The sequence below is a fragment of the Dietzia timorensis genome, from assembly GCF_020742175.1.
Lineage (GTDB): Bacteria > Actinomycetota > Actinomycetes > Mycobacteriales > Mycobacteriaceae > Dietzia > Dietzia timorensis_A.
In genome coordinates this window covers 50,601-64,148 of sequence record NZ_DYXM01000215.1, presented here as the reverse complement: position 1 = coordinate 64,148, position 13,548 = coordinate 50,601, and the positions used below count along the sequence as shown (strand labels likewise).

Below are 13,548 nucleotides of genomic sequence, written 5' to 3'. Positions count from 1 at the left end.
GACGTGTTGATGAAGGTGGTCCGACAGCGAGCCGCCGGCCGCGCCGCCGAGGTTGAGCCCCACATTAAACGAGTCGGGGCGCGAGACCGACTTTACGACACGGATGAGGTGCTGGGTGTACGCCATGAGCTCTTCGGACTCCGCAGCAGTGAGGCTCTCGAGCTCGGCGACCTTGCGGTACGGGATGACCATCGCATGCCCCGGGTTATACGGGAACAGGTTGAGCACCACATACACATTCTCGCCTCGCGCGACGACGAGTCCGTCCTCGTCACTCATCTTCGGGATGTCGAGGAACGGCTCCCCCGTCGCACCCTCCACCGGCTTCGGCGGCTCGGCGATATACGCCATGCGATAGGGCGCCCAGAGGCGGGTGAGGTGATCGGCCTCCCCCGCCCCCGTGTCGACGATCGTGTCGCGCTCGGACGGCCCGGATTCTGCGTCGTGCGACGTCATACCTACAGGTTCTCTTCGGTCGGTTGATCGTTGCGCCGCGATTCGGCCCAGTGGGCGATGGTCTCTACAGCCTGCGAGACCGGCACACCGTTGTACTGCGTACCGTCGAGGAATCGGAAGCTCACGGCACCCGATTCGACGTCCCGCGCGCCTGCGAGCAGCATGAACGGAACCTTGCCGGTGGTGTGCGTGCGGATCTTCTTCTGCATGCGATCGGAGCCGTCGTCGAGCTCGGCCCGGATTCCGCGCGCCCGTAGCGACGTGATCACGCTTTGCAGGTGATCGGCGAACTCGTCCGCGACCGGAATGCCCACGACCTGCGTCGGCGACAGCCACACCGGGAATGCGCCGGCGTAGTGCTCGAGAAGGACGCCGAAAAAGCGCTCGATCGAACCGAACAGTGCGCGGTGGATCATCACCGGGCGCTTCTTCGTGCCATCGGATGCGGTGTACTGCAGGTCGAACAGCTCCGGCAGGTTGAAGTCCAGCTGCACCGTCGACATCTGCCAGGTGCGTCCGATCGCGTCGCGCGCCTGCACGGAGATCTTCGGGCCGTAGAACGCGGCGCCCTCGGGGTCGGGTACGAGCTCGAAGCCCGACGCCTCGCCGACCCTGCGCAGGGTCTCGGTCGAACGCTCCCACACATCGTCGTCACCGACATACTTCTTCGGGTCCTTCGTCGACAGCTCGAGGTAGAAGTCGTCGAGGCCGTAGTCGCGCAGAAGCGAGATCACGAACTGGAGCACCGTGGAGATCTCGGCCTCCATCTGCTCCTCGGTGCAGTAGATGTGCGCATCGTCCTGGGTGAACCCGCGGGCGCGGGTCAGGCCATGGATGACGCCGGACTTCTCGTATCGATATACCGTGCCGAACTCGAACATCCTCAAGGGAAGCTCGCGGTAAGAGCGCCCACGAGAATCGAAGATGAGGTTGTGCATCGGGCAGTTCATCGGCTTGACGTAGTAGTCCTGCGCCGGTTTGGTGACATTGCCCTCGTCGTCGGTTTCCCCGTCGAGCATCATCGGGGGGAACATGCCCTCCGAGTACCAATTGAGGTGCTGAGACTTGCGGAACAGGTCGCCCTTGGTGACGTGCGGGGTATTGACCAGCTGATACCCGGCCGACAGGTGCCGACGCAGCGAGTGCTGCTCCATCTCGTTACGGATGATCCCACCGCGCGGGTGGAACATCGGGAAGCCCGAACCCACCTCGTCGGGAAAGCTGAACAGGTCCAGCTCGGCGCCCAGGCGCCGGTGATCGCGGCGCTCGGCCTCCTTGAGACGCTCGAGGTGCTCGTCTTGCGCCTCGGTCGACTCCCAGGCCGTGCCGTAGATGCGCTGCAGGCCCGCGTTGGCCTGATCGCCGCGCCAATATGCCGCCGACACGCGGGTGAGTTTGAACGCCGGGATGAACTTCGTCGTCGGAACGTGGGGGCCGCGGCACAGGTCGAACCAGATGAGTTCGCCGGTTCGCGGATTGAGGTTGTCGTACGAGGTGAGCTGCCCTGCGCCGACCTCCATGACCTCGCCCGTGTCGATCGCTGCGCCCTCGCCGGCATCTGCGCGGCCCTTGTCCTCGATGAGCTCGAGCTTGTACGGCTCGTCGGCAAGCTCGGCACGAGCGGCATCGAGGGAATCGTAGGCGCGGCGGGAAAATCGCTGACCGGCCTTAATGATCTTCTTCATCCGCTTTTCGAGCTCGGTCAGGTCCTCAGGGGTGAACGGCTCGGCGACGTCGAAGTCGTAATAGAACCCGTTCTCGATCGGCGGGCCGATACCGAGCTTCGCGTCCGGGAACATGTCCTGCACTGCTTGCGCGAGCACGTGAGCGCAGGAATGTCGGATGACGGACCTGCCATCCTCGGTATTGGCGGCGACGAGTTCGACCTCGGTGTCCGTCTCGGGAGTCCAGGAAAGATCGCGCAGCGTGCCGTCGGACTCCCGGACGACGACGATCTGATCGACGCCCTTCGTCTGCAGACCAGCTTCGGCGATAGTCTTCCCCGCCGGTTCGCCGGCGGGAATGGTCAGCGTGCGAACCGGGCTCTGCGCCGATCCGGACGTGGTCTGCAGTTGCTCGCTCATCTCTAGAGCTCATCTCCTATTTCGTGTGTGCTCATGCCCTGGCAGGATACGGTGCTGCCCGGCTCGGTCAGAACCCTCGCTTCTTCGTGTCGAGAGCGAGCGGAACGGACGCATGAAACCCGAATGAATCGTACGCGGCGCAAGTTTACTGGTCCCACGAGATCGGCCTGGTGAACGGTCACCACACCGGACTCCCGAGGGCGGAGCTATCAGGTGAGAAACCTATGGAGGGGCCCCGGGAAATAAGAAAACTCCCGCCGTTTCCGACGGGAGTTATCCGGAGCGGATGACGGGATTCGAACCCGCGACCCTCACCTTGGCAAGGTGATGCGCTACCAGCTGCGCTACATCCGCAAACGCCGGCCTTTTGGGCCGGCGCGGTGCGCGATACTGGGATCGAACCAGTGACCTCTTCCGTGTCAGGGAAGCGCTCTCCCGCTGAGCTAATCGCGCGTGTCTTACCTTGGAGTAAAAGCATCGCTGCCCTTACTTCGAGGTGGAGACGGGAATCGAACCCGTGTTGACGGCTTTGCAGGCCGCTGCCTCACCACTCGGCCACTCCACCGACGGGTCGGTTACCCAGAGCGGATGACGGGATTCGAACCCGCGACCCTCACCTTGGCAAGGTGATGCGCTACCAGCTGCGCTACATCCGCACACTCGTCCGGGCCAGGCGATTTCTCGCCCGGTCGTTTTTGACCAGCGAGAAAGTAATCTAGTCGAATGGACAACCGCTTCGCAAATCGCCCTGCTTTCAGGGCGTGTCGCTCGCTATTCTCCAGTTCGCCGCTCGGCGCGTGCCCGCTATTCTAGACGTTTTCGGCGAGCATTTCGCCGTCGTTAACCACTCGTTCGCCTTGCAGTCCGATTCCGGGGCAGAATGCACCCGTGCGCCGCATAGATCGACGGCGGCGCTCGATCGGGAAATCGGGAAAGGCTGGTTTGGGAGCCCTCGCGCGCACATGCTAGATTGATGAACCGTTGCACAGGGCGGCCAGCCGCCTCGCATCTCGGTCCTATGGCTCAGTGGAAGAGCGTTCCGTTCACACCGGAAAGGTCGCTGGTTCGAACCCAGCTAGGACCACCACAATTCCCTTCCACCGGCGCGAGTAAGCTCGCACGGCGTGGACAACACCTTTTCTCATGACGGCGGACGGCACTCCCCTCAAGGCTGCTCAGCGGGCCCGATCCACGTCGCAGAGTTATCGGACGCCTCCGATCTTTCATCCCTCGCTGCGTTGACGTTTCCGCTGGCGTGCCCGCCGCAGCTTTCGAAGGCAGATATGGCCTCGTTCATCGAGGAGAACCTCACGCCCTCGGCATTCCGGCGCTACCTCGCGGACCCGCACAACGTGGTGATGCTCGCGCGGGATGCCGCGGGCGATCCACTCGCCTACACGCTGGGCATTCCCGGCCACGGCGAGGATGCGGACGCGGCGGCGCTCTTGGCCGCCGAAAGTCCGATGTACCTGTCAAAGGTGTACGCGGCGCCGCGCGCGCATGGAACCGGACTTTCCACTTCACTCATCGACGCACACGCAGCCATCGCACGGGAGCGGGGATTCGACTCGCTGTGGCTGGGTACGAACGTCGAAAATGGCCGCGCGCGACGCTTCTACGAGAAGGTCGGGTTCGCAGACCGCGGCCGGCGCACCTTCATTGTCGGCGGTCAGACGTGCCATGACGTCGTCTACGAGCTACACCTGTAGAGGCGTGAGGCCTCGCGCGGCCGCGGGGTGTCCCCTCAGTGATCGGCGGTTCGCGGCCGTCTAGTGGGTGTCTCCTGGCTGGAAGCGCGAGAGCGCGAGAAGGCGGCTCGTGGCGCGCAGGTACTTTTTCTTATATCCGCCGCTGATCATCTCCGGGGTGAAGATCTCGTCGAGCTTCGCGCCGCTATTGCGAACGGGAATCCCGGCGTCATACAAACGGTCCGCCAACACTACGACGCGCAACGCGATGGCCTGGTTCTCCACGGGATGCACGTCTTCGAGGCACACCTGCGTGATCCCGCCGACGAGACGGTTGTATTTCGAAGGATGCAGCTTATCGAGGTGCCGGCACAGTTCATCGAAGTCGTCGAGGCTCGACCCCTCGACCGCCTCGGCTGTGGCCTCGAGGTCTGCGTTGCTCATCGGATCGGGCGCCGGCGGCAGATCGCGGTGCCGGTAGTCGGGACCGTCGACGCGCAGCGTCTGGAACAGGCCTGAGATCTTGCGGATTTCACGGAGGAAATCGGCGGCTGCGAAGCGCCCTTCGCCCAGCTGGCCCGGCAGGGTATTGGACGTCGCGGCGATGAATACACCGGCGGCGGTCAGTTCCGCCAGCAGCCGGGACACGAGCATGGTGTCGCCGGGGTCGTCGAGCTCGAACTCGTCGATGCACAGCACCGAACGCGTCGACAGTTCCTCGACGGCGCGGTTGAAGCCGAGCGCACCGACGACATTCGTGAGCTCGACAAATGTACCGAACGACTTCGGCCCGGGGCACGCATGGAAAATCGAGGCGAGTAGGTGGGTCTTACCGACACCGAAACCGCCGTCGAGATAGATGCCGCGGCCTTCGACCGGTTTCTTCTTGCCGAATAGGCCCTTCTTCTTTCCGGACTTCGCCTTGACCACTTCCTCGGCGAAGGCGCGGCATGCGTCGCGGGCCTCGGCTTGGCTCGGTTCGTTGGGATCCGGGATGTAGGAGTCGAAGCTAACCTCGTCGAACATGGACGGAGGCACGAGCTGAGCGACAAGCTCATCGGGTGAGACATCTGGGGTAATGTCGGCGAGGCGTAAGACCATGAAAGTAAGCCTAACGCGAGGGCCCCTGAATTCCGGATTCAGCCTCTCGCCGTCGGCGCTGGACACGAGGGCATTCCGACGGTTGTCCTCGGCGTCCGAATAGGAAGGATGGGCCTGATTTTGCACCAGCCAGCGCAGATGAGTGCCGAGCTTTCTGATCCTGGTCGCGCGCTCGCCCTCTGGAATACGCTCGCGCCGCACCGCGGCAGTGACGGCGAACATCCTGTGCGGGCAACGTTCATCACCGCGCTCGACGGGGCCGTTACCGCCGGGGGTGCATCCGCTGGGCTGGGCACGGATATGGACCAGGCCGTCTTCCACGGCATGCGGGCGCGGGCAGGCACGATCCTCGTCGGTGCGGCTACGGCCCGACACGAGGGGTATGGCCCGGCCACCGTTCTCCCGGCGTTATCTCACCTACGGTCCCAGGATGCGCCGGCCGCGGTTTGGATGGTGTCGCGGGCTCTGAGGCGCGAGGATGTCGACCACATAGCGGGGGCGAAGAAGGCGGCATCCGAGGACGCCGGACCGATGAGCCTCGTTGTCCCCGACGTCGGAGCCGAATCCGAGCTCCGCTCCTACGCAGCATCATGCGGGGTGGACGTCCGCCTTGTCCCCGGAGACCTCGACGGTTTCCTCCCGGGGGCAGTGGATCTCGCACGCCGAGAGAACGATGGAGAAATCGACTGCGAGGGAGGTCCGCATCTACTTGAAGCGCTATTGCGAGCTGGTCTCCTCGACGAACTCGTGCTGAGCATGTCCCCGCATCTTTATTTCCCAGCAGACGTCCACCTGCTTCCCCGTCCCAGCGGCGCGGACATGCACTCATGGCAGCGCCGGCTTCGGGTCGTGTCGGCGTTCAGTTCGGACGATGGTGGCCTCTACACGAGGTGGACCGTGGACGCCGATGCGTAGATCTCCGTCCTGCTTGCGATTTTTTCGTGTTCTCACCGCTATCGGGCTCACGGCGGCGCTCGCCGCGGGCTGTGCGCCCGGACCGTCGTCCGGACCGCCACTTGCCGTCGTCGACGGGCATGAATCCACGTCGAACGACGGTTCGGACGAGTCCCCCTCCGAGCCGCCGCCGGCCCCGGAATCGTGGTCCGAGGGACTCTCGCGGATCGGCGAGGATGCCCGATTCGGAGAATGCCGGTATCTCGATTCCGACCTTCCCGCCGACGTCACACGCGAGTGCCTGTCGTTCTCTCCAGGCGGTGCCTTGGCGAGCGAGGGCAAGGAGCTATATGCCGCGTTGGTGACGTCGCCGGAAGCAGATCGCACCAAGCCGCCACTTGTCATCGCATCGGGGGCGGACAGGTCATTCTCGGCAGTGGTCGACACTTGGGCCCGCGCGCTTGCAGACGGTCTGTCGTGGCCGGTGGTCGTGATCGAGTCCCGAACACAGCTCATCGGGCACGACACGTGCCAGCCACCCGTGGATGTCGCCGGGGACGAACTCGTCGCCGCGGACGCAGCGCCGACGGATCCGGAGACTCGCCGCACGGCCACCGAGGTGGCCAGGGGTTGTCAGGACGCCACCGGCGAGCTCGCGCTGGAGTTCGGGGCCCGCGGGTCTGCGGCCGACATCGACATCGTCGCCGATCGCCTCGGTTTGGAAAATTTCGTTCTCGGCGGAGCGGGCTCGGGCATCCGCCCGGCACTTCGTTACGCTGCCGACAACCCAGACTCGGTGGCGGCGATGGTGGCCGACTCCCCCACGAACTTCGGCGGGGACCTCACCGAACAGGTTTCCGCACAGGCCGAAGGCGCGCAGATGGCGCTCGGCAGCTGGGCGGGACAGTGCGAGGCCACAGATTGCCTCTCGGGACCCGTTCCCTCCTCGACCACCCCTTTCGAAAACTTCGAGTCGAGCCCTGCCGGGGCAGCTGCGCTTCGATACGGTGCGAGCGCGCTGTCCGGGGTCCAGAATTCCGAACCCGATGATCGCAAGAGGATGTTCGAACTGTTCGCTGGTGCAGCAAGCGGGAACCCACCCCGCGGAGCAGTGCCGACCTCAGATATCGGTACCCGCGAGCTATTTTCCACATGCACGGATTTTCCCGTGCGCGCGTCGACCGAGGACCGTGGAGCGATGACTGACGACCTCGGCGAGCGATTCCCCACCTTCGGGCGGTCCATGGCGATCCGGACGGGCCTGTGCAATGACTGGCCGGTGGTCGACGCCGAGCCGCTCACGCTGCCCCAGATCCCCGCGCTCGTTCTCGGCACGACTGGCGGCGACCCGCTCGCCGGTCGGGACCCGGCCGGCACCGGCTCGGCGGCTCTCACCGCGGCGGGAGCCGCGGGGGCGATCCCATTGCGCTACGGCGGGTTCGGGTCCGCGGCCGCAGGCACGGGCGAGTGCATCGCCGAGGGGATCAACGCATTCCTTGTCGATCCGGCAGCCACCGAACCTACAGCCTGCCCGGCATAGCGGCGCGCCGCTATGCCCACGGCCAATAGTGCACCGGTAGCGGTAAATTACTCCCCGTGTCCACAGCAATAACAGCCACTCCGCCGTGGCAGCGGACCCTCAGAACGATTCTGTGGCCGCTCGCCATCCTGACGATGATCCACCGCGTCGTCATTCGCGCCGTCAACGGTTCGGTGACAAACGACTTCGGAACGGTGTACGCCGCCACCAGGCGCTTCCTCGACGGCGGTCCCGTGTACGTGGAAAATCTCCAGGTTGTCGATCCGCACTATCTGTACGCGCCCAGCGCTACCGTACTGCTGTCGCCGTTCGGCATGATCGACATGTACACCTATGCCCGGTGGCTCTTCATCGGCTTCAACGCGCTGTGCATCATCGGCGCACTCCTGTTGCTGTTGCGCCTGTTCAAGATCTCGTATTCGAGCTACGCGACACCTGCAGTCTTCCTTGCCGTGTTCTGCACGGAGTCGGTGACGAACACGCTCGTGTTCACGAACATCAACGGTTTGATCTTCCTCTGCCAGGCCGCATTCTTCGTGCTCCTGCACGAGCGGCGACTCTGGGCGGCGGGCATTCCGATGGGGCTTTCGCTGGCCATCAAGCCGATGCTCGCTCCCCTGCTGATCCTCCCGCTGCTGCGTCGGCAATGGCAGCCGTTCGTCGGAGCGGTCGTCATTCCGCTGGTGACCTTTGCTGCCGGCTGGCGGCTCACGTCCGACGGAAAGTCGTACTTCGACATCATCACCCCATACATGGGCGAGGTGCGTGACTACTACAACTCCTCGCTCGCCGGGGCCGGGCTCTACTTCGGTGTGCCGGAACCACTGATCCTCGCGTTGCGGATCCTCGTTATCTTGATGGCGGCGGTCGCCGTGTACCTGCTCATGGAGTATCGCCACAATCACGAGGTCCTCTGGCTGTCGACCACGTCCGGCGTCGTCATGGCTGCCGTATTCCTCGTGAGTTCTCTCGGGCAGATGTACTACTCGATGGTTCTCATCCCACTGATGCTCACGGTCGTACTGCGCGAATCCCTCGTTCGGAATGCCGCTGCGTGGATCGCGGCCTACGGATTCTTCACCATGGACATGTGGGAGTCCGAGCGATGGCCCTTCCATGGTCGGATCGTCGAGTTTCTCCACCCGACCGCCGGCTGGCTGCTCATCATCGTGACAATCCTTGTGGTGCTGCTATGGCGATACTTCGACCCCGAAAGACGCCAACTCATCACCCCATCGGTGAAGGCGCCTGCGACAACATAGCGCTACCGCCGCCCGCGAGCGTAGTCTCGGCGCCATGAGCGACAACGATCTTTCACTTACACCCGAATCCGCTGCCTCGGTCGCACTGTCCGACGCGCAATGGCGGGAGCGTCTCAGCCCGGACGAATACCGCGTACTCCGAGAGGCTGGAACCGAAGCCCCGTTTACCGGCGAATACACCGACACCGAAACCGAAGGCGTCTACCGGTGCCGCGCATGCAACGCGGAACTGTTCCGCAGCACCGAAAAGTTCCACTCACATTGCGGGTGGCCGTCTTTCTTCTCGCCGCTTGCCGGGGACACGATTATCGAGCGTAGCGACACCTCCCTCGGCATGACCCGCACCGAGGTGCTCTGCGCCAACTGCCACTCCCATCTCGGCCACGTCTTCGCCGGGGAGGGCTATGACACCCCTACCGATCTGCGGTACTGCATCAATAGCATCTCGCTCAACCTCGAAGAGGCCTAAAAGCGACGCGCCCTTCGAAATACGACTACGCCGCTCCCCGTGATTACGGAGAGCGGCGTAGTCGTTTACGAGGACGTCTTGGCGAGGTGCAGGCCGGGATTCTCGGCTCCGCCTACGTCAGGGAAGAGTACGGATCAACTCTGACGGCTCGACGCGGGGACCGGAGAAGAACGGAATCTCCTCACGGACGTGGAGCCGGGCCTCGGTTCCGCGCATGATGCGCATGAGGTCGACGATCCGGTCCAGCTCCGGCCCCTCGAACGCGAGGATCCATTCGTAGTCGCCGAGCGCGAAAGCCGGGACGGTGTTCGCGCGCACGTCCGGGTACTCACGCGCGGTCTTGCCGTGCTCGGCGAGGATCCGGCGACGATCCTCGTCCGGGAGCAGATACCAGTCGTAGGACCTGACGAACGGGTACACGCTGATGTACTTGCCTGGCGCTTCGTCTGCAAGAAACGCCGGGATGTGGGACTTGTTGAACTCCGCAGGGCGATGCAGTGCCGCGTTGGACCAGTACGGATCCGACACAGCACCGAGCAGCGTCGTGCGCCGGAAATCGTTATAGAACTTCTGCAGGTCCTCGATGTGTTCGGCGTGGGTCCAGAACATGAAGTCGGCTTCGGCGCGCAGGCCCGAAACATTGTAGAGACCTCGCACGACGACATCGGAATCTTCCCAGCGGGCGAGAAACTCGTCGAGATCCTTGGTCACCCTTTCGCGATCGGGGCCGAGTTCCCCGGCGCGGATCGTGAAGACCGAGAACATCAGGTAGCGAAGTGTGGAATTGAGTTTCTTATAGTCGAGGCGTGCCATGACTCTCATCCTGCCACTTGGCGGCAAGCTCCGCCGCGGCGGTCTGGGCCACCGATATGCAGGCGGGCACGCCGACACCGGCTATCGCGGAATTCGCGAGAACGACGGGCACAGGCTGCTCCGCGAGGCTGCGCCGTGCGCCGTCAACTAGCCGCTGATGTTCGACTCCGGGAACGGGCAGACCGTGCGTCCACCGCGTCGGGCGCACTTCGGCGCCTGCGGCGTCGATTCCTGCGATCTCGGCGAGCTCGATCCGTGTCTGCGCACTGAGCTCTTCGTCCTCGAGATCCAGGCTCGATTCGTCGCCCAACCGCCCGAAAGACACGCGCAACATGTGCCCGTGGCCCGATGCGGAACGGTCGAGATGGTCCCACTTTCGTGAAGACAGCGTAATCGCCTTGGCAGACCGTCCGGCGTCCGCGGCAACGAGAATTCCGGACAGGTCGGGAACCTCGACTCCTGGAGCGAGAGCGACGCTGACCACTGCACTCGACGAATATGGAATCTCCCGCAACGGCTCCGTCGCGTCCTTCGAAAGCTCGTTGAGCAGCGGCAGCGCCGCCCTAAAGGGCAGGGCACACACGAGTCCGTCGTAGACCTGCGGCGAGCCGGCCACCTGTCCGGAGAACGCCAACCTCGCGGCACTACCCTCCGGCGTGATCGAGTCAACCCGCACGCCAAGATGGAGCACCGTGTTCCCCGATACGGAAATGCGGGTGACCAGCGCATCGACCAATCGCCGATAGCCACCCTCGAGCGCCGCGAACACCTGACCGCCCACATTCGTCGATTTGATTGCGCGAACGGCCTCGACGATGCTCGCCCGCCCTTCTTTCCCGGTGCGCACCGCATCATGGGCCTGCGCATCGAGCTGAGCAGCGAGCGCGGGCGCGACCGCGCGAACCCCGAGAGCGTCGGCAGTGGCCGCGTAAACCCCGCCGAGCATGGGGTCGACCAGGCGATCAACCACGGGGCGGCCGAGACGCTCCGCGACCATCGCGCCCACCGAAACGTCCTGTCCGATCTGCCAGGGCGCCGGATTGCAGGGTTCGGCTGCAATGGTGCGTATGACGTCGGAGTCCAGAAGTTCCTCCAGGCCGTCGGTGCCGCCGGGAACGCCGAACACTTGATTACGAGGCAGAGGCAGCAACCGCCCGCCGGAAAAAAGTGCGGGAGACCTGCCCGCGGGTTTGCGGACCGCGGCGTCCAGGCCGAGCTCGGACACCAGGTCAAGTGCCTCGGGGCGACGGACGACGAACGCTTCGGCGCCGACATCCGCGGGACCGGAGTCCAGGTCGATGGTGCGCAGCTTGCCGCCTGCCTGACCGGCGGCCTCGAAAATGTCGATCCGCGCCTCCGGCAACGCCTGCGCCAGACGCAGGGCGGAGACGAGCCCGGAGATTCCGCCCCCGATTACTGCCAAACGAGGAGCGGCCACGGCGTCAGTAGGCACGGCCGGCCCGGAAGGCGTGCACGGTATCGACGACGCGGGCGAGCGCGTCGGGATTCGTGTCGGGCAGCACCCCATGGCCGAGGTTGAACACGTGACCGGTAGCCCCTGCGTTGATCGCGCGCTGCCCGGCATCGAGAATTTCGGTGACCTTCGAGGTGAGTACCTCGGGATCGGCGAGAAGCAAGGCGGGGTCGAGGTTCCCCTGAAGCACCTTTCCGCCTTCGACACGGGTGTGCGCGACGTCAAGCGGAACACGCCAATCGACGCCGACCGTGCTCACGCCGAGCTGGGAAATGGAGGAAAGCAGTTCACCGGTGCCGACGCCGAAGTAAGTGCGCGGCACAGCGGCGATTTCCAGGGTCGCAAGCACTTGGCGCGAATACGGCGCGACGAAACGCTCGAAATCTGCGCGGTCGAGCGCGCCGACCCACGAGTCGAATAGCTGAATCGCGTCGGCACCGGCTGCGATCTGAGTTTTCAGCACGTGCGTCGTCATATTCGCGAGAGAGGTCATGAGCTGGTCCCACACCTCGGGTTCCGAGTACATCAGCGCCTTCGTGTGCTCGTGGTTCCGGCTCGGGCCTCCCTCGACGAGATACGACGCGAGGGTAAACGGAGCGCCGGCGAACCCGATGAGCGAGACACTGTCGTCGAGTTCGGCGCGCACCTTGGACACCGCCTTCGCAACGGGCTCAATCTGCTCTGCCTCGAGCACGGGAAGCGCGCGCACGGCCTCGAGCGAGCGGATGGGCGCGTCCATGACCGGGCCGATTCCGGGCTTGATGTCGACGCCGACTCCCGCCGCGTACAGGGGAACGACGATGTCGGAGAAGAAGATCGCTGCATCGACGCCGTAGCGGCGCACCGGCTGCATGGTGATCTCGGCAGCGAGATCGGGCATGAGGCACGACTCGAGCATCGTCGTTCCCTCTCGGGCACGCATGTATTCAGGCAACGAACGCCCGGCCTGTCTCATGAACCAGATAGGAACACGGTCAGCTCCGCCCACGGTGGATTCGACCATGTAAGGACGGGTGGCGGTAAGGGAGGACGCGGGATCTATGTCTGAGGTAGTCATCGCCCGCCATTGTCTCACCGGTGGCCCGTCCGCGGCGACCTCTCCTATCGCAACGGCGCGCCTCCACCGGAGCCGGAGTCGTGCGCCGTACCGTCAGCGGCGTGACTTCGATGCCAATCTCGGACGCACCCGAACTGTTTCGCGACGCCGTCGAGGCGATGTCTGCGGCACAGGTGCGCAAAGAACTGTCTGTGGCGCCCATTCGGCCGCCGCAGCGGCTCGCCGCGCACAGCTACGCAGTGGGCCTGGAAGTACTCCACGGCGACCCCGAACAGGGAGATGTACCCGAGTTCTCCGAAGGCGATGCATTCGGTCGCCTCATCCTGCTCCACGATCCCGCCGGGGACGAGGCGTGGCAGGGCGCGCTGCGACTGGTCGCCTACATCCAGGCCGACATCGACAACGACATGGCGTCCGACCCGGCGCTCCCGAAGGCCGCCTGGTCCTGGTTGACCGAGGCGCTCGACGGCGCAGCAACCGGATACACCGCGCTGGGCGGAACCGTAACGAGCACGACCTCCGTGCGCTACGGCGACATCTCCGGCCCGCCCGAGACTCATCAACTTGAGCTTCGTGCGTCATGGACGCCGCTGCATTCGGGAATCTCCGACCACGTCGAGGCCCTCGCCGGCGTATTGGCGGCCGCGGCCGGGATGCTTCCCGAAGGCGTGGTCGAGGCCTCGACCAGGCCCTCCGGTCCGGCCTGATCG

General features: G+C 64.6%; 12 protein-coding genes and 5 tRNA genes. 7 read left to right on the top strand and 10 right to left on the bottom strand.

The window, feature by feature from the left end:
• From K8V11_RS10995 to K8V11_RS10970, 6 genes are all read right to left on the bottom strand, one after another.
• Positions 1–456: HIT domain-containing protein (locus K8V11_RS10995; protein ID WP_303913976.1), on the bottom strand; the 456-nt coding region annotated here is incomplete at its 3' end.
• 2 nt (positions 457–458) lie between these two features.
• Positions 459–2,540, bottom strand: coding sequence for a threonine--tRNA ligase (gene thrS / locus K8V11_RS10990; protein WP_303913974.1), 2,082 nt, complete (start codon positions 2,538–2,540; stop codon positions 459–461).
• Between the two features lie 281 nt (positions 2,541–2,821).
• Positions 2,822–2,894, bottom strand: a tRNA-Gly gene (locus K8V11_RS10985).
• 27 nt (positions 2,895–2,921) lie between these two features.
• Positions 2,922–2,993: transfer RNA gene (locus tag K8V11_RS10980), tRNA-Val, on the bottom strand.
• 41 nt (positions 2,994–3,034) lie between these two features.
• Positions 3,035–3,105, bottom strand: a tRNA-Cys gene (locus K8V11_RS10975).
• An 18-nt stretch (positions 3,106–3,123) separates the two neighbouring features.
• Positions 3,124–3,196 (bottom strand) — tRNA-Gly (locus tag K8V11_RS10970).
• A gap of 356 nt (positions 3,197–3,552) precedes the next feature.
• Between K8V11_RS10970 and K8V11_RS10965 the strand changes: the two genes are divergently transcribed.
• Positions 3,553–3,627 (top strand) — tRNA-Val (locus K8V11_RS10965).
• A 37-nt stretch (positions 3,628–3,664) separates the two neighbouring features.
• Entirely contained in the window at positions 3,665–4,249 is a 585-nt protein-coding gene (locus K8V11_RS10960; protein WP_303913972.1) for an N-acetyltransferase, read from the top strand.
• A 60-nt stretch (positions 4,250–4,309) separates the two neighbouring features.
• On the opposite strand, the gene zapE is transcribed toward K8V11_RS10960, so the two are convergent.
• Positions 4,310–5,329 (bottom strand): cell division protein ZapE, encoded by a 1,020-nt coding sequence (zapE, locus tag K8V11_RS10955; RefSeq protein WP_303913969.1) that lies wholly within the window; start codon positions 5,327–5,329, stop codon positions 4,310–4,312.
• A 120-nt stretch (positions 5,330–5,449) separates the two neighbouring features.
• Between zapE and K8V11_RS10950 the strand changes: the two genes are divergently transcribed.
• From K8V11_RS10950 to msrB, 4 genes are read left to right on the top strand one after another with little or no spacing between them, the layout of a single operon-like run.
• Positions 5,450–6,244 carry a dihydrofolate reductase family protein gene (locus K8V11_RS10950; protein ID WP_303913966.1) on the top strand — a complete coding sequence of 265 codons (795 nt, stop codon included), beginning with the start codon at positions 5,450–5,452 and terminating at the stop codon, positions 6,242–6,244.
• Between the two features lie 13 nt (positions 6,245–6,257).
• Positions 6,258–7,763, top strand: coding sequence for a hypothetical protein (locus K8V11_RS10945; protein WP_303913963.1), 1,506 nt, complete (start codon positions 6,258–6,260; stop codon positions 7,761–7,763).
• A 56-nt stretch (positions 7,764–7,819) separates the two neighbouring features.
• Positions 7,820–9,025, top strand: coding sequence for a glycosyltransferase family 87 protein (locus K8V11_RS10940; protein ID WP_303913961.1), 1,206 nt, complete (start codon positions 7,820–7,822; stop codon positions 9,023–9,025).
• A gap of 34 nt (positions 9,026–9,059) precedes the next feature.
• Positions 9,060–9,494: a peptide-methionine (R)-S-oxide reductase MsrB gene (msrB, locus tag K8V11_RS10935; RefSeq protein ID WP_303913958.1), complete on the top strand. Its 435-nt coding sequence runs from the start codon at positions 9,060–9,062 to the stop codon at positions 9,492–9,494.
• Positions 9,495–9,611: 117 nt separating this feature from the next.
• Here the strand turns inward: msrB and hemQ are convergent, their stop codons facing one another.
• From hemQ to hemE, 3 genes are read right to left on the bottom strand one after another with little or no spacing between them, the layout of a single operon-like run.
• Positions 9,612–10,307: a hydrogen peroxide-dependent heme synthase gene (gene hemQ, locus K8V11_RS10930; protein WP_303913955.1), complete on the bottom strand. Its 696-nt coding sequence runs from the start codon at positions 10,305–10,307 to the stop codon at positions 9,612–9,614.
• Complete coding sequence (gene hemG, locus K8V11_RS10925; protein WP_303913952.1) at positions 10,288–11,730, bottom strand: protoporphyrinogen oxidase; 1,443 nt, start codon at positions 11,728–11,730, stop codon at positions 10,288–10,290. Before hemG ends, hemQ begins: the two co-directional genes overlap by 20 nt.
• Before the next feature lie 19 nt (positions 11,731–11,749).
• Complete coding sequence (gene hemE / locus K8V11_RS10920; RefSeq protein WP_303914003.1) at positions 11,750–12,784, bottom strand: uroporphyrinogen decarboxylase; 1,035 nt, start codon at positions 12,782–12,784, stop codon at positions 11,750–11,752.
• Positions 12,785–12,948: 164 nt separating this feature from the next.
• Here hemE and K8V11_RS10915 point away from each other — a divergent pair, with 164 nt between their 5' ends.
• Positions 12,949–13,545 (top strand): DUF3000 domain-containing protein, encoded by a 597-nt coding sequence (locus K8V11_RS10915; RefSeq protein ID WP_303914000.1) that lies wholly within the window; start codon positions 12,949–12,951, stop codon positions 13,543–13,545.
• The last annotated feature ends 3 nt before the right edge of the window (positions 13,546–13,548 follow it).

Coding starts and splice junctions, on each gene's coding strand:
- thrS (WP_303913974.1), bottom strand. CDS start 2,540: ATGAGCGAGCAACTGCAGACCACGTCCGGATCGGCGCAGAGCCCGGTT.
- zapE (WP_303913969.1), bottom strand. CDS start 5,329: ATGGTCTTACGCCTCGCCGACATTACCCCAGATGTCTCACCCGATGAG.
- msrB (WP_303913958.1), top strand. CDS start 9,060: ATGAGCGACAACGATCTTTCACTTACACCCGAATCCGCTGCCTCGGTC.
- hemQ (WP_303913955.1), bottom strand. CDS start 10,307: ATGGCACGCCTCGACTATAAGAAACTCAATTCCACACTTCGCTACCTG.
- hemE (WP_303914003.1), bottom strand. CDS start 12,784: ATGGTCGAATCCACCGTGGGCGGAGCTGACCGTGTTCCTATCTGGTTC.
- K8V11_RS10915 (WP_303914000.1), top strand. CDS start 12,949: ATGCCAATCTCGGACGCACCCGAACTGTTTCGCGACGCCGTCGAGGCG.